The 20,373-nt window shown below is 63.0% G+C and carries 16 protein-coding genes; 5 read left to right on the top strand and 11 right to left on the bottom strand.

What is annotated here, in order from left to right:
- Positions 1-21: 21 nt before the first annotated feature.
- Both DX923_RS16100 and DX923_RS04190 read right to left on the bottom strand, forming a co-directional pair.
- Positions 22-177 carry a hypothetical protein gene (locus DX923_RS16100; protein WP_162872773.1) on the bottom strand — a complete coding sequence of 52 codons (156 nt, stop codon included), beginning with the start codon at positions 175-177 and terminating at the stop codon, positions 22-24.
- A 974-nt stretch (positions 178-1,151) separates the two neighbouring features.
- Entirely contained in the window at positions 1,152-1,661 is a 510-nt protein-coding gene (locus DX923_RS04190) for a phosphoribosyltransferase (protein ID WP_240322733.1), read from the bottom strand.
- Between the two features lie 434 nt (positions 1,662-2,095).
- Here DX923_RS04190 and DX923_RS04185 point away from each other — a divergent pair, with 434 nt between their 5' ends.
- The 3 genes from DX923_RS04185 (at position 2,096) to DX923_RS04175 (ending at position 6,712) form a co-directional block, all read left to right on the top strand.
- The gene (locus DX923_RS04185) at positions 2,096-2,899 is read left to right on the top strand and encodes a hypothetical protein (protein ID WP_116112915.1); all 804 of its coding nucleotides are present in this window, start codon (positions 2,096-2,098) and stop codon (positions 2,897-2,899) included.
- A 361-nt stretch (positions 2,900-3,260) separates the two neighbouring features.
- Positions 3,261-5,606 carry a beta-glucosidase family protein gene (locus DX923_RS04180; RefSeq protein WP_116112913.1) on the top strand — a complete coding sequence of 782 codons (2,346 nt, stop codon included), beginning with the start codon at positions 3,261-3,263 and terminating at the stop codon, positions 5,604-5,606.
- A 71-nt stretch (positions 5,607-5,677) separates the two neighbouring features.
- Positions 5,678-6,712, top strand: a complete 1,035-nt coding sequence (locus DX923_RS04175) for a dienelactone hydrolase family protein (RefSeq protein ID WP_116112911.1) — start codon at positions 5,678-5,680, stop codon at positions 6,710-6,712.
- Positions 6,713-6,806: 94 nt separating this feature from the next.
- Here the strand turns inward: DX923_RS04175 and ilvC are convergent, their stop codons facing one another.
- The 4 genes from ilvC to DX923_RS04155 all read right to left on the bottom strand — a co-directional run bounded on the left by ilvC (position 6,807) and on the right by DX923_RS04155 (position 11,623).
- Positions 6,807-7,841 (bottom strand): ketol-acid reductoisomerase, encoded by a 1,035-nt coding sequence (gene ilvC, locus DX923_RS04170; protein WP_116112910.1) that lies wholly within the window; start codon positions 7,839-7,841, stop codon positions 6,807-6,809.
- An 87-nt stretch (positions 7,842-7,928) separates the two neighbouring features.
- Positions 7,929-8,438, bottom strand: a complete 510-nt coding sequence (gene ilvN / locus DX923_RS04165) for an acetolactate synthase small subunit (RefSeq protein ID WP_116112908.1) — start codon at positions 8,436-8,438, stop codon at positions 7,929-7,931.
- Positions 8,439-8,441: 3 nt separating this feature from the next.
- Complete coding sequence (locus tag DX923_RS04160; RefSeq protein ID WP_240322808.1) at positions 8,442-10,211, bottom strand: acetolactate synthase large subunit; 1,770 nt, start codon at positions 10,209-10,211, stop codon at positions 8,442-8,444.
- Positions 10,212-10,633: 422 nt separating this feature from the next.
- Positions 10,634-11,623, bottom strand: coding sequence for a S41 family peptidase (locus tag DX923_RS04155; protein ID WP_116112907.1), 990 nt, complete (start codon positions 11,621-11,623; stop codon positions 10,634-10,636).
- A gap of 192 nt (positions 11,624-11,815) precedes the next feature.
- Here DX923_RS04155 and DX923_RS17105 point away from each other — a divergent pair, with 192 nt between their 5' ends.
- Both DX923_RS17105 and bfr read left to right on the top strand, forming a co-directional pair.
- Complete coding sequence (locus DX923_RS17105; RefSeq protein WP_116112905.1) at positions 11,816-12,055, top strand: (2Fe-2S)-binding protein; 240 nt, start codon at positions 11,816-11,818, stop codon at positions 12,053-12,055.
- Positions 12,018-12,509, top strand: coding sequence for a bacterioferritin (gene bfr / locus DX923_RS04145; RefSeq protein WP_116112903.1), 492 nt, complete (start codon positions 12,018-12,020; stop codon positions 12,507-12,509). Before DX923_RS17105 ends, bfr begins: the two co-directional genes overlap by 38 nt.
- 96 nt (positions 12,510-12,605) lie before the next feature.
- Here the strand turns inward: bfr and ilvD are convergent, their stop codons facing one another.
- From ilvD to gatA, 5 genes are all read right to left on the bottom strand, one after another.
- Positions 12,606-14,321, bottom strand: a complete 1,716-nt coding sequence (gene ilvD, locus DX923_RS04140; protein WP_116112901.1) for a dihydroxy-acid dehydratase — start codon at positions 14,319-14,321, stop codon at positions 12,606-12,608.
- Positions 14,322-14,684: 363 nt separating this feature from the next.
- Positions 14,685-16,454 (bottom strand): reprolysin-like metallopeptidase, encoded by a 1,770-nt coding sequence (locus DX923_RS04135; protein WP_162872772.1) that lies wholly within the window; start codon positions 16,452-16,454, stop codon positions 14,685-14,687.
- Positions 16,455-16,683: 229 nt separating this feature from the next.
- Positions 16,684-17,211 carry a SixA phosphatase family protein gene (locus DX923_RS04130; protein WP_162872771.1) on the bottom strand — a complete coding sequence of 176 codons (528 nt, stop codon included), beginning with the start codon at positions 17,209-17,211 and terminating at the stop codon, positions 16,684-16,686.
- Positions 17,212-17,251: 40 nt separating this feature from the next.
- Positions 17,252-18,784, bottom strand: a complete 1,533-nt coding sequence (gatB, locus tag DX923_RS04125; RefSeq protein ID WP_116116146.1) for an Asp-tRNA(Asn)/Glu-tRNA(Gln) amidotransferase subunit GatB — start codon at positions 18,782-18,784, stop codon at positions 17,252-17,254.
- A gap of 18 nt (positions 18,785-18,802) precedes the next feature.
- A complete protein-coding gene (gene gatA / locus DX923_RS04120) occupies positions 18,803-20,338 on the bottom strand; it encodes an Asp-tRNA(Asn)/Glu-tRNA(Gln) amidotransferase subunit GatA (protein ID WP_116116145.1) in 1,536 nt (511 codons plus the stop codon).
- Between the last annotated feature and the right edge of the window lie 35 nt (positions 20,339-20,373).

Below are 20,373 nucleotides of genomic sequence, written 5' to 3'. Positions count from 1 at the left end.
AGAATCCCGCGTGGACCTGCATCACAGATGCTTCTCGACGGAGCTCTCGACATATGGACGAGCTTGGACCAGTAGGGCATCGGAGAGCTCGATGGCCTTGGCGCCGACACCCCATCCCCACTGACTCATTTCCCGGAGAAGCGCACCACACCCCTTGCCCGGCAAGGTCAATGGCATCTTTCTTCAACCATGCCAGCATGCCTTCTTCCAGCTTTTACAGGAATAAGAAGCGAAACGAGCGCTGGCGACAAAGAAGAAGTAACGCCCGCCATGGTTTCGCGATATTTGCGAGGATGAACAGCGTTCTTGCACAACAAGGCAAAAAGTTGATCAATGAATTACCAACCCAGAAGACCGCAGCCCCAATCACCGCCCCTCCGAGGCAATGACAGGCATCCGCCCGTCGAGCGCGAATCTCCTCGACACCGAGAGATCCGATCGAATGCCAATATGGTTACAGGAGATCACTTGCCTTAACGCCAGCGGCGCATCCCCCAGGCTGTTCCCAGCCAGGCCCCTTCCGCCACCCCCGCGGGCCGGAAGCTCCATAACAGGCGTCCACATGATGGACACTTTTTGGGGGGCGGCCACTCCAGCCCCTCCCCCTCCTCGGAAGCTTGGCATTACTTCACCTGGAGAATCTCCTCACCGCAGGCGTTACCCATCGAACCTCGCAAACAGCTGAGGGCTGATATCACCAGAGTGATATCAGCCCTCAGTTTTGGCGACCCGCACTCAGGAATGACCCTGATCCCGCAGATCCAGCGACTCCTGTATCGCCCGCCTAAATTCACGCACTTCTTCGCTCATGGCCTTCATCTCCCTCACCCTTTCTTAAACGCAAGAAGGGCACAAAACAATCACGGACCATCAGAATGCAGACGGGGCAAACCCCATCTGTTCTTCCCAGCGACAGAGGGTGATCCGTACCAGCCGGGGCATACCGCGAAGAGCATTGGTGAGCTCATATCCGCATGCAGAGAACTTCCCCTGCACAAGGACTATCGTAAGAAAAATCGCCCACCTGAGAAGATCGCCCTCCTCGTGAGACACAGCACCCACAGAGTCGAACTGGCGCCCGAGCAGACGCCACGAGCACAATCGCGCCCCTAAAAGTGGCAGGTCACAAGCTTATTGGGCGCCGCGGCCAGTCATCGGTCGTTGTCGGACAACCGTATGATCGGCGGCTCCGCGGACCAGGGGAAGGTGATCCATCTCTCAGTCCGCTTCCAGACGTAGTCCGATTTCACCAACGACTGCGGCTTCTCGAAGAGCACTGCCACGCGTACCTCGGCCACATGGGGACCGCAAAAATCTCTGACTTGCTTGAGGGTCCGTCCAGTATCCGCCACATCATCCACGATGAGGACTCTCTGTCCCGATAGATCCTGGGTCGCCGGAAGTGGAGGAAGGAATACTGGCTCAAGTAATCTCGAATCGACTCCCGTATAAAATTCAACATTGATGATATGGAGCGCCTTGATATCCAAGGCATAACTAATAGCTCCTGTCGGAAGAAGCCCTCCGCGAGTGATCGAAAGGATGATATCCGGGATAAATCCGGAATCCACTACGTTCTGGGCGAGTTCACGCGCTGCGGCGCCGAAGGCATCCCAGGTCAAAATTTCGCGTTCTTGGTTCACCTGTCCATTCTGCCGCATTGATCTCCACCATCTCTTGACGAGACGACTCCTATGGGTACAGGCTGCCTTCGCAACATATGTCGACATGCGGGCGTGGCTCTGGCCCTTCAGAAGCCAGGCCCGAACCGCGGTGCCTCGGGGGAGGTACACCGATACCTGCGACTACGAAGGAGTCGGCATCGTGAGACACGGTCTTCCCGCAGATCACGCCGTCGCCTCCGGCCTGCGTGCCAACGCACGCTCCGCCGTGTCCTCGTGTCCTCCCGTGGATCGTCCTGACCGTCATTCGCCAGTGACAGGGACACCCCACACCGGCCCAGGCCATCCTCGCCAAGGAAGACCTGCCTCCCCGAGATGTCGCCTCCCGCATGATTCGGGCCCTCACGGCCCGGACGGGCTCATCCCGACAGATCTGCCCGCGACGTTCATCTCGCATTAGAAAGGCAGGGGCTATGCCTGCTCCCCTCCGCACCATCGCCGTCGTCGCCGTCGCCTCCACCACCATCGCCTTCGGTGGGTCGGCTGCCTACGCCGCGCCCTTCGAGAACAAGCCGCAGGACTCGGCCGTCAAGGAAATGGAACAGCAGGGCGTTGTCCCTGTCCACGACGAGTCCGGAAAGCTCGTCGGATACTCCGTGAAGCAAGACGCCCGCGAAACCCTCGACCAGCTGTCCGAGGAGATCAAGCGCGAGGAGAAACCGAAGGAGATCGTCAAGGACCTGGACGACAACTCGAAGAAGGCCTTGGAGAAGGTCGTCGAGGAGGTCAAGACCCAGGACGCGAAGAAGAACCCGGCCAAGGACATCCGTCACGAGAGCGCCGACCAGCGTAAGGAACGCCTCGAGAAGGACAAGGAACAACAGCAGAAGGCCCTCAAGGAGTTCGAGGAGAAGGACAAGGACGTCGAGAACAAGGACGTCAAAGAGGTCCTGAAGGCGGAGAGCACCGCCGATATCCCCGAGGCGACCTTCGAAACCCAGGCCAGCAAGAAGGGCTCCAACTGGTGGCGTGTCGCCAAGTGCACCGCTGCGGTGGGCACCTTCCTGGCCGTGACGGTTTTCACCACGGCCAAAGTCGCCGGAATGGTGGCCAAGATCGCGTCCCTGGTCAAGACTCACGGCATCAAGGCCGTTGCCAAGCTGTTCACCGGAGGTGACGGTGCGGGCATGGGCCAGATCGGAGCCGAGATCCGCGACGCCGTCGCCAAGGAGAAGGCTGCCTTCCAGACCATGAAGAGCTGCTTCCAGAAGAAGTAAGCCCTTCCCCAACGGACCCCTGTCGGTGTCGAGGAGATCTGTCGGTCTCCTCGACGCCGTGTCGTCCAGGGAGCTCAAGTGGGAAAGACCTGAGCCCAAACTTGGACTAACGTCCAATTTTCTTGAGAAAACTCTGCGTATATCCCTGCCGCACTTTCCTATTCGGCGTACGATCAGGCCATTCGCAGCACCGTCCCGACGTTGGGACTGCCGACACCTCTTTACCAGAGGCCGTGCCGTCCCCACGGCAGATGCCTTTGGAAGCCACCCCTGCAAGGTGGCCCTCACACATGACACGGCTCCCGGGGCGGGCCACGAGTCTGCATGTCCACGAGCTCGCCTCATGTTCTCAGGAGCCTCCATGCAACGGCCGCGTCTGGTCACCGCCCTTCTTGCTGTCGTCGGGGTCATCCCGGCTTCCTGTCTCACGGTCTTGCCCGCTCATGCCCAGCAGGGCGCATCCGTCACCCAGGCAGCGCTTCCTTCTGCTCCCGGAGGAGCCGCGCCCTGTCCCTGGGTCAGATCCTCCGCAGAGCCTGCCGACCGTGCCCGACTACTGCTGTCCAAGATGACCCTGGACGACAAGATCGGGATGATCCACGGAACTGCTCGGCCGCTGCAGGCCTATGGCCCCGTCCACGCCGGACAAGTCGCCGCGAATCCCCGCCTGTGCATCCCCGCCTTGAGCCCGACCGACGGCCCGGCAGGCGTAGGCAACAACAAGACCGGGGTCACCCAACTCCCAGCACCTGTCGCATTGGGCGCCACCTTCGACCGGACTCTGGCCACTCGATACGGTCAGGTCATCGGAGCCGAGACCCGAGGCAAAGGCGCGAACTACGCGCTCGGCCCCGGCATCGACCTGACCCGCGACCCTCGCGCTGGACGCGCCTTCGAGAACTTCGGCGAAGATCCTGTCCACGTCGGCCAGATGGGCGCGGCAGAAGCCAAAGGCATCCAGAGCCAGGGTGTGCTCGCCGTCGCCAAGCATCTCGGCGCCTACACCCAGGAAACCGGACGCAACACCTCCCATGCCAGCGCCACGGTCGACGAACGCACCCTCAACGAGCTCTACATCGCGCCCTTCGAAGCACTCGTGGAGGCCAAGGTCGCCTCAGTGATGTGCAGCTACAACCAGGTCAACAATGTGCACGCCTGCAACAACGGCTACCTGATGAATCAGGTTCTCAAGGGGCGGATCGGATTCTCCGGTTTCGTGATCTCCGACTGGTTCGGGATGCATGCCTCAACGGCCTCGGCCAATGCCGGACTCGACCTGCAGATGCCTGACTCCTGTTACTACGACAAGCGCCTGCGCCAGGGGCTGGCCGAAGGCAAGGTCAGTGTGCAGCGCCTCGACGACATGGTGACCCGGATCCTCACCCCCATGTTCGCCCACGGCCTGTTCGACAGAGCTCCCAGCGGATCACCCACGGCGAAGGTCACCAACCCGCAGCACGCAGCCATCGCGCGCAGAGTCGCTGCCGACAGCATGGTTCTGATGAAGAACGACGGCGTGCTTCCGCTGAAGCCCTCCACCCATCGAATCGCCGTGATCGGTTCTGCCGCCGGCCGGAATGTCCTCGCTTCCGGCGGTGGCAGTGCACATGTCATCGCCGACAGCATCACCACTCCTCTGCAGGGCATCTCCCGCCGAGCAGCGAAGAACAACGCCCAGGTCACCTACTACGGAGGGATCCTTCCTGCTCAAGCGGCAAAGCAGGCCGCGAACGCCGATGTGGCCGTCGTCGTGGTCAAGTCCTACTCCTCGGAGAACAAGGACCAACGTCACACCAAGCTCAGCCTGGTCGACCGCAACCTCATCGAAGCGACCCGGAAGGCCAATCCCCGCACCGTCGTCGTCCTGAACACCGGAAGCGCCGTCGACCTGCCCTTCGCCGACCGGGTCCCGGCGCTGATCTCCGCCTGGTACCCCGGTCAGGAGTACGGAACAGCGCTGGCCTCAGTGCTCTTCGGAGATGTCAACCCCTCAGGTCGACTCCCGGTCACCTTCGCAGCTTCCCCGGCTCATCTCCCAGCGGCCGCCAAAGAACGTTTCCCCGGCGGGCGCCACGACGAAGGCCTCGCCATCGGCTACCGCTGGTACGACAAGCAGAAGATCACACCAGCCTTCCCCTTCGGGCACGGCCTGTCCTACACGAAGTTCACCTATTCCGGATTGTCCGTGGGAAGCGCATCCGCCGACGGCTCGATCCCGGTGAGCGTCGAGGTGTCCAACGCCGGAAACCGACCTGGAGCCGTCGTCCCCCAGGTGTATGTCAGCCAGCCGGCCCGGGTAGCCGGCCCGCCGAAGGCTCTGGCCGATTTCACGAAGATCAGCTTGGCCCCCGGGGAGAAGAAGCGGGTCACGATGAAGATCTCTGCACGTGCCTTGTCTGTCTTCGACACCGCGAAACACCAATTCGTGAACCTGGCCGGTGAACGCACCATCTTCGTCGGAGACTCCGCGGCCCACCTCCCTCTCACCGGTAAGGTCGTGGTGACCCGCACCACCGCCACCAGCCGTCCGACCCCCGCGCCTTACCCCGGTCAGCCGACAGGTAACGAGACCCGGCAGGAAGCAGCCAAGGACCGCAGGGTGTGCGGCGCAGCCGGGTTCATGGGGGGCGGCATCGGATTCATCTCCTACTTCGGGCTTCCTCCGTTCAAGCAGGCAGTGGAGAAGCCCACTGACGCCATGATGTGACGTGCTGGTCCGTCACGACAGACGGCAACACCCCTTCTCTTCCGACACACGAACTCTTCCAGGAGCTCTGTATGACTCATAGGGCGACTTCGCTCTGGCCGCGGCGTCTGCTCGCGGCGACACTCGGCCTGATCATGGCCTCATCCGCCGTCCCCGCGCACGCAGCCGACGCAGGTTCTTCCCCGATACCGACCCCGGCGAGCGCGTCAACGACCGTCGATCAGGCTGCGCTGCGGTCCACGCTCACCACGATTCAGCGGGAAAATCCGGGGTGGCATGCCGATGCGGCAGCCGCCGGTATGGTGGCGGTGCCGGCGACCACGCCGCTGCCGAACAAGCCGGTTTCATCCATCTCGTCCACCCGTGCCGCCCTGCGGACAAATGGTCCATTGGCGATCAAGACGCTCCACGTCCCGTCGAAGCAGACTCCCAAAGGGATGGGTGAGGCCTTGTTCGCGTATCCCGCGGACAAGGTTCCGGCGCCCCGGCCGACGGTGTTGATGATCGCCGGGTGGGGAAGCGAGTTCAAGACTCTTCAATGGTTGGGGCAGCGTCTGGCCACCCACGGCTATGTCGCCGTGATGATTCACCCTCCGATCAAGCTGGACTGGCCTCCGCGACGGGCGACGGCGCTGAAGGTGGCAGCTCAGTGGATGAGCACATCGAGCCCGATCGCTCAGCGAATCGACCCGAAGCGGGTGGCGTTGTATGGCTATTCGATGGGTGGAGGCGCGGTGTTACGTGCGTCGACGATGATCCCCGGACTGAAGGCTGTGGTCTCGGTCTACCCGTGGGACACCAAAGTCGATTTCCCGGAAAATCGCGTGCCGACGGTGTTGATGTCCTCCGCGGACGACCCGACTGCGCCACCTCGTAAGTTCTCGGACTTCATGTATGCGTCGATCACCAAGGCCCCGAAGTCGTATGTCGAGGTACCAACCGGTGGCCATCACGCACCATCCAGCACGAACCCGCATGTCAGCGAGACGACATTGATATGGCTGGGCCGCCATCTCCTGGGCGACAGGCGGTATTCGTCACTGATCTGTCCTGGACCTGGCCAGGCTGAAGGCTATTCGACCTATGGAGCGACCTGCCCGATGTGATCGGGCTGCCCGGATGAATGCGGCGGGGGTGGACCAGGGTTTCCCCTGGTCCACCCCCGCCGCGGCGCGTCGGCCGTCGCTGATGCTCTGCAGGTCAGCGGGCTGCTGAGCCCTCGGTGTAGTCGCTGTCGAGCCCGCCGGTTCGGATCCAGGCCATCATGCTGCGCAGCTCCTTGCCGGTCTGTTCGATGGGGTGCTGGGTGCCCTTCTCACGCAGCGCGGTGAATTCCGGTGCGCCGGCGTCCTGATCATCGATGAATCGTTTCGCGAAGACTCCGTTACGGATGTCTTCGAGGACTGCCTGCATGTTCTCCTTGACATGCGGATCGATGACCCGCGGTCCTGAGACGTAGTCGCCGAACTCGGCGGTGTCAGAGATCGACCAGCGTTGTTTGGCGATCCCTCCTTCGATCATCAGGTCGACGATCAGCTTGAGTTCGTGCAAGCACTCGAAATAGGCCACCTCGGGCTGGTATCCGGCCTCCACGAGCGTTTCGAAACCGTACTGGACCAGTTGCGAGGCACCACCACACAGAACTGCCTGCTCACCGAAGAGGTCGGTCTCGGTCTCTTCGGTGAAGGTGGTGCGGATACCTCCTGCGCGCAGCCCACCGATGGCTTTGGCATAGGACTTGGCCAGATCCCAAGCTTTTCCGCTCTCGTCCTTCTCCACGGCCAGAAGAACCGGGACTCCCCGTCCGTCGGTGTATTCACGGCGCACCAGATGACCGGGGCCCTTCGGCGCGACCATGAAGACGTCGATACCAGCAGACGGCTGGATGTAGCCGAAGCGGATGTTGAACCCGTGGGCGAACATCAGCGCTGACCCCGCTGCCAGGTTCGGCTCGATCTCGTCGGCGTAGACCTTACGCTGCACCTGGTCAGGGGTCAGCACGACCACGAGGTCAGCCTCGGTGACGGCGTCGGCGACGGTCTGAACCCGGAGGCCCTCTGCTTCAGCTTTTGCTCGGGAAGCGCTGCCCTCGGCAAGCCCGATCCGCACGTCGACCCCGGAGTCACGCAGGTTGAGTGCGTGTGCATGTCCTTGGCTTCCGTAGCCGATGACAGCGACCTTACGGCCTTGGATCACGCTCAGGTCAGCGTCTTCGTCGTGGAACATTGTCGCCATGGTGGCTCCTTCAGATATCTGTCTTGGGTCGGGAGGATAGATGGCGGGAGTCGTCCAGGGGTTCTTTTCCCGCCGTGGTCTTCGGGTTCAGTGTCGTCCGGTGCGATCGGTGATGGATCTGGATCCTCGTCCGATCGCGACCAGCCCGGACTGCACCAGCTCCTTGACCCCGTAGGGCCGGAGCATCGTCAGCAAGGCTTCGAGTTTCTCCACCCGCCCGGTGGCTTCGATGGTCAACGAGTCCTGTGCGACATCGACGACATTGGCGCGGAACAGGTGGACGGTCTCGATCACGTGGCTACGGGTGTTCGCATCGACTCGAACTTTCACCAGCAGAATCCGGCGTTCGACAGTCTGGGATTGATCGAGCTCGACCACCTTGATCACTTCGACGAGCTTGTTGAGTTGTTTGGTGACCTGCTCCAGGGGAAGCTGTTCGGCGTCCACCAGGACCGTCATCCGAGAGATCTCTGGGTTCTCCGTCTCGCCGACGGCCAGCGAACTGATGTTGAACCCTCTACGGCTGAAGAGCGCCGCGATCCGCGTCAACACGCCGGGCTTGTTCTCCACCAGAACGGAGAGTGTGTGTCTGCTCACCGGTCACTCCTCGCGATCCCACACGGGCGAGAGCCCGCGTGCGTACATGATCTCGTCGTTGCTGACCCCGGCCGGAACCATCGGCCAGACCTGGGCGTCACGGCAGACCACGAAATCAACGACGACCGGGCGGTCGTCCACCTGCATCGCCGCGACGATGGTGGCGTCGACGTCCTCGGCGCGTTCGCAGCGCAGCCCCAGGCACCCATAGGCCTCGGCAAGTTTCACGAAGTCGGGGACACGTCGGGTTTCGTGGCCGGTGTGTAGGTCGGTGTTGCTGTAGCGCTGGTCGTAGAACAAGGTCTGCCACTGGCGCACCATGCCGAGGCTGGAGTTGTTGATGACGGCTACTTTGATCGGGATGTTCTCGATGACACAGGTGGCGAGTTCCTGGTTGGTCATCTGGAAACAGCCGTCGCCGTCGATCGCCCAGACCGTGCGCCCCGGCTCGGCGACCTTGGCACCCATCGCAGCAGGAACGCTGTACCCCATGGTGCCCAGCCCGCCGGAATTCAGCCAGCTTCGGGGTCTGCTGTATCTGACGAACTGGGCTGCCCACATCTGATGTTGGCCGACCCCGGAGACATAAGTGGCCTCGGGTCCTGCCAGCGCTCCGATCCGTTCGATGACGTATTGCGGCGCCATCAAACCTGATTCAGGTTCTGAATAGCCGAGTGGGTAGGTCCGTCGGATGGCATCCATCTCCTGGACCCAGGCGCTGTAGTCGCTGAGGGGCTCTGCGTGGTCGATCTCCTCCAACAGGGCGCGAACGACTTCACGACAGTCTCCGACGATCGGCACATCGACCGATCGGTTCTTACCGATCTCCGCAGGGTCGATGTCGGCATGCACAACCTTGGCCAGCGGGGCAAAGGTCGAGAGCTTCCCGGTGACCCGGTCGTCGAAACGGGCACCGAGCGCGATGATCAGGTCCGCCCGCTGGAGCGCGGTGACAGCGGAAACGGATCCGTGCATGCCTGGCATCCCGTAGTGCAGGGGGTGTTCGTCAGGGACCGCTCCGCGGGCCATCAAGGTGGTGACCAGTGGAATACCGGTGGTTTCCACCAGCTGACCCAGTGCTTCGGTGGCCCCTGCTTTGAGGATTCCACCGCCGATGTAGAGCACGGGCCGGTGCGCCTCGCGGATGAGACGTACGGCTTCTCTGATCTGTTTGCTGTGCGGGCGTGTAGTGGGCCGGTAACCGGGGAGTGCCATCCGGGGTGGCCAGGAGAAGGTGGTCTGGGCCTGGAGCGCGTCTTTGGTGATATCGACGAGAACTGGACCAGGGCGTCCGGTGGCCGCGATGTGGAAGGCTTCAGCGATGGCCTGGGGAATCTTCTCCGGGTCGGTGACCAGGTAGTTGTGCTTGGTGATGGGCATGGTGATGCCGCGAATATCGGCTTCTTGGAAAGCATCGGTGCCGATGGATTGGCTGCCGACCTGGCCGGTGATGGCGACGAGGGGAACCGAGTCCATGTAGGCATCGGCAATCGGCGTGACCAAGTTGGTCGCGCCGGGTCCGGATGTGGCCATGCAGACTCCGGTCTTGCCGGTGGCAGTGGCATATCCCTGAGCTGCGTGGCCGGCACCCTGCTCGTGACGGACCAGGATGTGCCGCACCTTGGTGCTGTCCATCAGTGGATCGTAGGCAGGGAGGATGGCACCTCCAGGAAGCCCGAAAACGACCTCGCAACCAATCTCCTCGAGGGCGCGTACAAGGCTTTGCGCGCCGCTGACGTGCTCAATCGACCGCTTTTCTGCCCGGTTCGCGATGTCCTGGGGGGTGGGGGTTCTGACGCTCCGGGTGGCCTTCGTGCCTGGTGGGCTCGTGGGGCCGGTGGCTGGGGCCGATGGCCTCGCCTGACGATCCTTCACTGTTGTCACCGCTTTCACGTGCGAGCTTTGTCCCGGGCTCGGGCCCGGGAGGGGGATGTCGACCGCGGGTGTCTCCGGTCAACAAAAAACCCCTCGGCCCGGTTGGGCTGGAGGGGTTGCGCAACGAGCCGTAGGTGCGGCCGGTCGCGCTCAAGTAATTACGAGGAGGGTGCTCACTCGTTCAGCTTCCCCGAAGCTCGCTGGACCGTCAACGAATCCCGAAGGGCATTTCACATTGTGAAACGCATTGCTCACTAAACGGACGGCTTCTGTCCCTCCCAAGGACTCGCTGACTACCGGGAAAACAGGCCGCTGAAGGCCTAGCGGCAGGACGTGGCCAACCACTTCGTCGCCGCCGACAGAGCATCAGCAGCTTTCTCCTGCGGCTCGACCGGCCCCCCGTAGCGCACCCCGGACCGGTCAGTGTCCACCCCGATGGTCAGCTGCAGAGTCCGACCGTCGTAGAGAGGCACCGACTGTCGCACTGCAGAGTTACCGGTCGTGGGCATCCCGAAGGAGCGGACACCCGGCTGCCCACGGAAAGCCACCACCACCAGCTCGGCAGAGTGCGAAGTGCGGCCGTCCTGCAGGATCGCCACCTGCCCACGAACCTTGCCGCCGTGGTCGGTCTCGAGGCTCCGCCTCCCCACCTTGACCTTGTCACCGGACACCACGACCTCGCCGCTCTTTCCGTTGCGTTTCTCCCACCCAGCCACCACCCCATCGGTCAGGAGCGGACTCAGACCCGAGAGCATTGCCAGAGCGTCCCCACCCGTATTACCTCGAAGATCGACGATCCAGCCGCAGGTCCCCGACTTGGCCGAGTGGATTCCTGTGGACATGCTGCGGGCATACTTCTCGTGATAATCCGCATCCGACGACTCGATCTTGGGCACCGTGATCGTCGTAATCCGCGCTTTTGTACCGATCCCAGGCAGAGGAAGCTGTCCCTTCTCCCCCTTGGTCTTGTCCTTCTTCTCGGCCAGCTGGGACGACGGACCCCCTGCCACCGCGAGCGCCTCCTTCAAGGCAGGCAATGTCGCCTCGTACGAGTTCGCAGCGGAAACCTGCCGAAGCGCTTTCGCTCTGGCCTCCGCCCAGAGGTCCCCCTCGGCGAAGTAACCCTGCCCCATCTTGGAGATCGCCTGTTCCGCGTAGGCCGCCGGTGACGGAGGGAAGAGGTAGATGCCGTAACGCGGCCCCCACCGCCAGACCAGGGCGCCGCCGGCCACGATCACTGCCAGCACCATGACTCCGAAAACCCGTAGGAGACGACGGGCTGAGAACCGTGATTTCAGCGAACTGGCCATGAGGCATGACCTTAGTCGCGAGGCCAAGTGGCCCTTCGCTCACCCCCGCCCATCAGGGATGCAGCCTGTCAGCACGAAGGGGGAAATGAAAACTTCAGCGCTGCAATCAATATCCCGTGAGGCTATTCGGACTTCAAGAAATCATGCACTCTCAGCTCGACGCACATCAACAAATTAGGTTAGCCTTCCCTTATGATCATTTGTCACTGCGCCGTCGTCACCGACGAACAACTACGCGTAGCGGCACTGCATGAATCACGTCTAGGACGTATCTGTCAGGCCACCGGCGCAGGCCAGAACTGCGGTAGATGCATTCCATCTGTGCGAAAATTGCTTGAGGACTTACTATTTCATCGAGATAGCAAGTCCTTGACATATGCCACGGAGAAGAATCATGAAACCCCGGAGCCCCCGCGTCGTCGAGCTGCTTAATGAAGCGTTGACGATTGAGCTGACCGTCGTCAACACCTACTTCCTCCACGCTCGAATGCTCGACAACTGGGGATTATCCAAGCTCGGGCAGGTCTTCTACGACCTCTCCATCGGTGAGATGAAAGATGCGGACAAGCTCATGAACCGCATCCTCATGTATGACGGTCACCCCAACGTCCAGCGACTCAACCCCATCACCATCGGCGAATCGGTCGAAGAGATGCTCCGCCTTGCCCTAGCCAGCGAACTCGAGGCCGTCAGCGCCTTCAACTCCGCCGCCGACGAGTGCCATGACCTGGGTGACCATGCCACCGCTTCCATCTTCCAGGAGATGGCACGCGAAGAAGAGGAGCACGCCGACTGGTTCGAAGGGCAGCTCGACGCGGTGCATCGTGTCGGCATCGAGAACTACAGCGCCATGCAGCTCGCTCCCGGCGAAGGCCCCGCAGACTGAGCCCGGTCGGCAAGCCCCCGGGTCGGGGACGTCCTCACTGTCAGGACGTCCCCGACCTTATTCCGCTGGGATGACGCCGGCCTCGGGCCGGGCGGATCAATCGCAGACCGCGCCCAGGCTCGCCGAGCGCACAAGGCGCCGATACTTGGCCAACACTCCACGCGTGTATCGAGGTTCAGGCGCGGAAACCGCCTGCTGCCGGCGAGCAGCCATCTCTTCCTCACCGACCAGTAGGTCCAGCGTGCCCTGTGCCACATCCAGTCGGATGCGATCTCCGTCCTGCACGTAGGCGATCGGCCCGAAGTCGACCGCTTCCGGCGCGACATGTCCCACGCACAACCCGGTGGTGCCCCCGGAGAAACGACCGTCGGTGAGCAGGAGGACGTCCTTACCCAACCCTGCACCCTTGATGGCACCGGTCACCGCCAGCATCTCCCGCATCCCCGGTCCGCCCTTCGGCCCCTCGTAACGAATCACCACCACGTCACCGGCCTGGAGCGTGCCGTCCTCGACCGCATCCATCGCGCCACGTTCTCCGTCGAACACCCGCGCAGTACCCTCGAAGACCTCTGAATCAAAGCCTGCCGATTTCACCACGGCACCTTCCGGAGCCAGCGACCCGGACAGAACTGTGATCCCGCCTGTGGGGTGGATCGGCTGGCCCAAAGCCCGCAGAACGAGGCCGTCCGGGTCGGGAGGCGCGATATCCGCGAGGTTCTCGGCCACCGTACGTCCGGTCACCGTGAGGCAATCACCATGCAACAGGCCTGCATCGAGCAGAGCTTTCATCACGACAGGGACCCCACCGACCCGGTCGACATCGGTCATCACGTGTGCACCGAATGGCTTCACATCTGCCAGATGAGGAACCGTCGCACCGATCCGCCGGAAATCGTCCAGGGTCAAATCGACCTGTGCCTCGTGTGCGATCGCCAGCAGATGGAGGACGGCATTGGTCGACCCTCCGAAGGCCATCACCACGCTGATGGCGTTCTCGAACGCTTCCTTGGTCATGATGTCGCGCGCGCTGATCCCGCGACGGAGCAGCTCGACGACCGCCTCTCCGGATTTGCGGGCAGCGACATCGCGTCTCCGGTCGACACTCGGCGGAGCTGCGCTGCCCGGGAGTGACATGCCGATGGCCTCAGCTACCGATGCCATGGTGTTTGCCGTGTACATGCCGCCGCAGGCGCCTTCTCCGGGGCAGATGGCCCGTTCGATCGCGTCAACATCCTCAGCCTTCATCAGCCCTCGGGCACAAGCCCCCACTGCCTCGAAGGCGTCGATGATGGTGACTTGTTTCTCGGTGCCATCGGAGAGTTTGGCAATGCCGGGCAAGATCGATCCGGCATAGAGGAAAACAGCAGCCAGGTCGAGCCTGGCCGCAGCCATGAGCATGCCGGGTAACGATTTGTCGCACCCGGCGAGGAGTACCGACCCGTCGAGTCGCTCGGCCATCATGACTGTCTCCACGGAGTCTGCGATGATCTCCCTGCTGACCAGGGAGAAGTGCATGCCCTCGTGCCCCATGGAGATGCCGTCGGAGACCGAGATCGTGCCGAACTCGAGCGGGTATCCGCCTGCGGCGTGGACACCTTCCTTGACAGCTCGAGCGAGCCGGTCCAAGGAGAGATTGCAAGGGGTGATCTCGTTCCAGCTGCTGGCCACACCGATCTGCGGTTTGGCGAAATCTTCGTCGCTCAGACCTACAGCGCGGAGCATCCCTCGGCTGGCTGAGGATTCGATGCCGTCGGTGACCTCGCGGCTACGGGGCTTGATGTCCGGTCCGTTGGCGGAAGAGATGGCGGTCATACCTTCGCATGGTAGACCTGGTCATCCACAGATCGGGACGACTGTCTTGAGTGCTGACATCGTCTTGTGTGCATCGGTGTCGTGGAACGTGCCCCGCGCACATCCCACGACACCGAATCAGTGCACCTCACCCCGAAGGGTGATACCCCTGCCCGACGCACCCGTGGTGCATACCCCGGTGGGCAGAGGAGCTGCGGGCACCGTCGGCTCCGTCCCACGTGGAGCCGCCGAGTCCGATCAACGGATCCATCGTAATGAAATCCATTCTCATTTTCCACTTTGGGCCCCGACACCATCACCACCTGTAGGAAAAACACGGAGGGCCGGGGATCGACGTCCCCGGCCCTTCCTCGCCCCCCCTCATCAGCGCAGACGATAAGCATCCAAGGCCAAGGTCCCCCGGCCAGCCGACGGCAAGGCCACGATCGTCACGGTGTGCCGCCCCGCCGGAATATTCACCGTCCGCAGAACCTGCTTGTACGGGTCCGTCGAGGTGGCACGGTAACTGTCGAAATCAGCCCAGGCCACGCCATCCACCAGAACCCGTCCACGGGCGCCACCAGGGAAAGCCGTCCCGATGATGTCCATCGATCGCCCACCGTCCACCGTCGTCGACCATGACGCACCGGAGGTGTACGTCACCAGAGCACTGTTGAACATATAGGCCGACGAAGGCACCGCATACCATCCTCCGTTACCCAGACGTGAAACCTTCCCGGTGCTCGGTGACAGATCGTAAGTCGCCGCAGGCTTTGTCACCGATACCGGCGACGGCGCAGGCGCCGGGCTCTGAACCGGTGACGGATTCACCGCGCCTGCAGTCACCTTCACCTGCGCCGAAGAAGCGTCCTGCGAAATCACTTGGACCGTCACCCCGCCGCCGTACGACGTGAACGAACCACCCACCGGGATGCCCCAGTTCACATCTGCGGAGGAGCCACTCGGCGAAGCGTCCAATGCCAGGGACGGCTTGGCCTGCCCCGACTTCGACGAGTCCTCCCGTACGATCCGGACCCCGCCAACCATGTTCGAGTACAACAAGTAGTCCCGACCGCTCCGGGTCCGGTACTCCACGAAGTACACCGCGCCCGACTTCGGGTCGACCACACGCACCGCCCGAGTACCGGTGAAAGAAGAGACCGGGTTCAAGGACACCGAGGCCGACCCCGAGGACAGCTCCGTCACCGCCGAGGACGGCCACATCCCCAACCGATGGGCCTGAGGCGCCGACAACGAACCAGCATTGTTCGGTGCCGACGCAGCCATCACGTCCCACGGGTCGCCGTACTCATCGATCCGACAGCCCTTCGCCGCCGCCTCACTCAGCGCGACATCAGCCACACCCGGGCAGGTCAGCCGCTGCGCATGCGCCAGTCCCAGGTTGTGCCCCAGCTCGTGAGACATCACTGGCCAAGCCGTGTCGGACACATAGGCGTAGCCTCCCGCGCTGACACCCGAGCCCACACTGGCCAAGCCGTAACCGCAGCCCGCGCTCGCCGCCTCCCGAGGCAAGACCAGCACCAAGTGCTTGTTGGGGCCAGCGCTGAAGCCAGCCCGTGACGCCGCCTCCTCCCACATCGACCAGACATCGCTACAGGACGCCGACAGGTTGACCGGTCCGGTCACCGAAGTGGCCGAGAAGGTCAAAGCACCACCGGTCTGCTCCGACCAGTACTGGGATACCGAAGCAATCTGCGCGCGCACCGCATCCGAGCTGGGGGCAGTGCCGGACACACCTCGGGGTACGGCAACAACCGCAGTGATCTGGTGGACTGCTGGGCTCATCTGGGCAGAGGACACCGGCGGCTGAACTGATGTGACCGGTGCCACCGCGTCAGGGACGGGGGTGAAGGAGGTTCCGGAACGTTCCATCGTCCGGCGCGGCACCGTGACCGAGATCTTCGCTCCCGGCTCGACATCCTTCACCGCAGCCGCAGCAACTGGAACGAAAGCGCCTCCAGGAACCCGGACCCTGCTCTCCTTGGTCGGACCGTCGACGACCGTGACCAACTCGCCCTGCACGGTCACCTGCGGACCGTCTGCGGCCGAAGCCTGTTGAACCCCGGATCCTGAGGCGATCAGAGCCGCCATCGTGCAGGCCAATGCCACAGATCGCCCTCGTCCGACATTCATCCCGATGCCCTCCCCATCCATGGGTGACAGGCCTCGTTATCGAGCGCCTGCGCGTCCGACTTGGACGCATTCCCGAACCGTTGGAGTCATCGGCGGAAAGGGCAGCCGCTTAAACGAACGAACGTCTTAGCAGAGCTGAGGACAGTCGGAAAATAGAACGTCTGTCCAGCGAATCACCATGGAAAGAAACGCAATATCCAGACTCAAGGACGGACGTCTGTGGGAAAGGTCACACCTTTTCCGGTGGGCTCTGCAACATCACCACAGCTGAGGAGTCATCGGGGAAGGTCGACCAAGGACCCGCGTGGACGACGACCCCCACCCCCGCAGGAGGCCACCCCTCGACCCTTCGGTGCACCGGTTCCTCGTCCTGCTCACGATGATCAGCCACCACAGCGATCACACCAGGCACTCCAGGAGCATGTCCCAGCACCACCAACGTACGAATGTCCTCGGGAACCTCACGAATCGAGTCCACGACATCTTCGACCGCAGCGTCGTACAACGACGGCTCCCCCCACAGTTCCTGCACCTGGAGACCGCCGCTACGCAATTCCTCGTAGGTCTGCACTGTGCGTACAGCCGGCGAGCAGATCAGTAGATCAGGGCGTACACCTTCACCAGCCAGCCGTGCACCCACCTCTCGAGCCACTTCACGGCCAGACTCAGTCAAAGCTCGCTGTGCGTCCCCTCCCGGCGAGAAGGACACCGCCTCGGCATGTCGTACCAACACCAACACGCGTGGGATCTCCGTCATAGCTCCATCATCCCAAGCCATGCGGCGCACTCGGGGAGGATCAGCCTTCGACCCCCAGCGTCTCCAGAATCAATGCCCGTACCTTGGCAGCATCGGCCTGCCCCTTCATCTCCTTCATGACCTGACCGATCAAGGCACCCACGGCCTGTACCCGACCGCCACGGATCTTCTCGACCACCGCGCCGTTCCGCGCGATCACGGCCTCGACCGCGGACTGAAGCGCACCCGAGTCGGAGACCATCTGCAGGCCTCGGGCATCGGCGACCTGGGTCGGCCCGCCCTCTTCTGCCAACACACCGTCCAGGACCTGCTTGGCCATCGTGTCGTTCAAACGCCCACCGGTCACCAGCGAGTCCAGCTCCACCACCTGTTCAGCGGAGATCGACATCTGCGCCAGTTCCATCCCCTGCGCATTGGCACGGCGGGAGATCTCCCCGACCCACCACTTCTTGGCGGCCGACGCCGAGCCTCCGGCCCGAACCGTGGCCTCAACCAGGTCCAAGGCCCCGGAGCCCAAGATGTCCCGCATCTCGAGGTCGGTGAAGACCCATTCCGCCTGGAGTCGTTTGAGTCGTTGCCCAGGAGGTTCCGGAAGAGTCCCCCGTAGCTTCTCGACATGTTCCGGCGTGGGAGCCACCGGGACCAGATCAGGTTCGGGGAAGTAGCGGTAATCGTCAGCATCCGATTTCGGACGCCCCGCTGTGGTCTCACCCGTGTCCTCGTGCCAGTGTCGTGTCTCTTGGACGATCGCTCCCCCTGAGGCGAGAACCGCCGCATGACGGCGGATCTCAAAACGGCAGGCTGCTTCGACGCTACGCAGGGAATTCACGTTCTTCGTCTCGGTACGCGTGCCGAAGGGGACCGCCGACTGATCCGCACCGCGCCGGTCGTGGCCAGCTCTCGGACGCAACGACAGGTTGACATCACAACGCATCGACCCTTGTTCCATCCGCGCGTCGGAGACCTTCAACGCCCGCATCAGTTCACGTAGCGCGCTCACATAAGCCCGGGCCACCTCGGGAGCTCGCCCCCCCGCCCCCACCAGAGGACGGGTGACAATCTCGATGAGCGGAATTCCCGCGCGGTTGTAGTCGATCAGCGAATAGTCGGCGCCATGGATGCGCCCGGTCGCGCCACCTACGTGGATGAGTTTGCCCGCATCCTCCTCCATATGAGCTCGCTCGATCTCCACCCGATAGATCTCGCCGTCGTCGAGTTCGACGTCCAGATACCCGTCGAAAGCGATCGGCTCGTCGTACTGACTCGTCTGGAAGTTCTTCGTCATGTCCGGGTAGAAGTAGTTCTTCCGGGCAAAGCGGCAAGTCGTCGCGATCGAACAGTTCAAGGCCAATCCGATCCGGATGGCTGAGTCGATCGCGGCCCGGTTGACCACAGGAAGGGCTCCTGGCAGGCCCAGACAGACCGGGCACACCTGCGAGTTCGGAGCTGCGCCGAACTCGGTCAGGCAAGCACAGAACATCTTCGTCCGCGTGTTCAACTCGACATGCACCTCCAGGCCCATCACCGGGTCGAAGGAAGCCAAGGCCTCGTCGATATCGAGCAGTTCCACCATCTGAGGGTTGTGCACGGCTCAGGCCTCCTCGCCGTTCGGTGCGGACATCAGCTCAGGGATCCGGTCGAGCAGCTTGCCGCCCCATCGCTGACTCAACGAGTTCTCAAGCGCCGCGGCGACATTGTAGAGACGGTCATCAGCCATCGCCGGTGCGAGCACCTGGAGACCGACCGGCATACCGTCCTCGTCGGCCAATCCCACCGGAACGGAGATCCCGGGGATACCTGCCAGGTTGCTGGGGATCGTCGCCACATCGCCCAGGTACATCGCCAAAGGGTCGTCGAGCTTGACGCCCAGATGCCAGGCCGTGGTCGGCGCGGTCGGGCTGATCACGACGTCGACCTGCGCGAAAGCAGCCGCGAAATCACGGGCGATCAAGGTACGCACCTTCTGTGCCTGCCCGTAGAAGGCGTCGTAGTACCCCGAGGACAGCGCGTACGTTCCGAGGATGACCCGGCGTTTGACCTCCGGGCCGAACCCCTGTCCCCGCGAAGCGGCGGTAACCTGCTCGGTACTCGGCTGCGACACACCGTCCGGGCCCACCCGCAAGCCGTAACGCATCGCGTCGTACCTGGCCAGGTTGCTACTCGCCTCGCTGGGCATGATCAGGTAGTAAGCGCCAAGGGCGTAGCCCAGGTGAGGGCAATCGACCTCGAGCACATCCGCCCCAGCTGCGGTCAACAAGGCCACCGCTTCGTCGAAGCGAGCCCGCACCCCCGCTTGGTAGCCTTCACCGCCGAGCTGACGGATGACGCCGATCCGCATGCCTGAAACATCGGCCCGACGCGCAGCATCGACCACGGCAGGGACCGGCGCCTCGATACTGGTGGAATCACGGGGGTCGTGTCCCGCCAGCACCTCGTGCAGAAGAGCAGTGTCCGACACCGTCCGAGCACAAGGGCCGATCTGGTCCAGGCTGCTGGCCATCGCGATCACGCCATAACGGGAGACGCCTCCATACGTCGGTTTCGCCCCGACCGTCCCGGTGAAGGCAGCTGGCTGACGAATCGAACCACCCGTATCGGAACCGACTGCGAGCGGCGCCATGAAGGCGGCCAGAACGGCTGCCGAACCACCGCCCGATCCACCGGGCACCCGGCGAAGATCCCAGGGATTAGCCGTCGGCCCATAAGCAGAATGCTCGGTGGAGGAGCCCATCGCGAACTCGTCCATATTGGTCTTGCCCAGAATCGGCATGCGAGCTGCTCGCAGCCTGGAGACCACCGTCGCGTCATAAGGCGGCATCCACCCCTGCAGAATCCGACTTCCTGCGGTGGTGGGCTGCCCCACCGTGCAGGCCACGTCTTTCACCGCGACCGGGACCCCGGCCAAAAAGCCCAGCTCTTTCCCCCCGGCTCGATCCCGGTCGACCTGTGCCGCCGCCTCGAGCGCCTCGTCGTCATTACGATGCAGATAGGCGTTGACCTGACCCTCAACAGCGTCGATCCGGTCGAGATAGGCCTGGGTCACCTCGACAGAAGAGACCTCTCTGCGGGTCAACAGGTCAGCGAGCGCCTCGGCGCTGAGCCGGGTCAGGTCGGTGGGGGTGGTCACGGCTGATCCCTCGGTTCGATGGTTCGCAGGAAGCT

The organism is Austwickia chelonae (assembly GCF_003391095.1).
GTDB lineage: Bacteria > Actinomycetota > Actinomycetes > Actinomycetales > Dermatophilaceae > Austwickia > Austwickia chelonae_A.
Note: the sequence above shows the minus strand (reverse complement) of the source record. Positions and strands in the feature narration are given on the sequence as shown.

What these genes read in the sequence shown, in the direction of transcription:
- gatB (WP_116116146.1), bottom strand. Translation starts at nt 18,784, where the DNA reads ATGGTGGAACTGCTCGATATCGACGAGGCCTTGGCTTCCTTCGACCCG.
- DX923_RS04130 (WP_162872771.1), bottom strand. Translation starts at nt 17,211, where the DNA reads ATGACGGAGATCCCACGCGTGTTGGTGTTGGTACGACATGCCGAGGCG.
- DX923_RS04180 (WP_116112913.1), top strand. Translation starts at nt 3,261, where the DNA reads ATGCAACGGCCGCGTCTGGTCACCGCCCTTCTTGCTGTCGTCGGGGTC.
- DX923_RS16100 (WP_162872773.1), bottom strand. Translation starts at nt 177, where the DNA reads ATGCCATTGACCTTGCCGGGCAAGGGGTGTGGTGCGCTTCTCCGGGAA.
- DX923_RS04175 (WP_116112911.1), top strand. Translation starts at nt 5,678, where the DNA reads ATGACTCATAGGGCGACTTCGCTCTGGCCGCGGCGTCTGCTCGCGGCG.
- ilvC (WP_116112910.1), bottom strand. Translation starts at nt 7,841, where the DNA reads ATGGCGACAATGTTCCACGACGAAGACGCTGACCTGAGCGTGATCCAA.
- DX923_RS04190 (WP_240322733.1), bottom strand. Translation starts at nt 1,661, where the DNA reads ATGCGGCAGAATGGACAGGTGAACCAAGAACGCGAAATTTTGACCTGG.
- bfr (WP_116112903.1), top strand. Translation starts at nt 12,018, where the DNA reads ATGAAACCCCGGAGCCCCCGCGTCGTCGAGCTGCTTAATGAAGCGTTG.
- DX923_RS04135 (WP_162872772.1), bottom strand. Translation starts at nt 16,454, where the DNA reads ATGAATGTCGGACGAGGGCGATCTGTGGCATTGGCCTGCACGATGGCG.
- ilvD (WP_116112901.1), bottom strand. Translation starts at nt 14,321, where the DNA reads ATGACCGCCATCTCTTCCGCCAACGGACCGGACATCAAGCCCCGTAGC.
- DX923_RS17105 (WP_116112905.1), top strand. Translation starts at nt 11,816, where the DNA reads ATGATCATTTGTCACTGCGCCGTCGTCACCGACGAACAACTACGCGTA.
- DX923_RS04155 (WP_116112907.1), bottom strand. Translation starts at nt 11,623, where the DNA reads ATGGCCAGTTCGCTGAAATCACGGTTCTCAGCCCGTCGTCTCCTACGG.
- DX923_RS04185 (WP_116112915.1), top strand. Translation starts at nt 2,096, where the DNA reads ATGCCTGCTCCCCTCCGCACCATCGCCGTCGTCGCCGTCGCCTCCACC.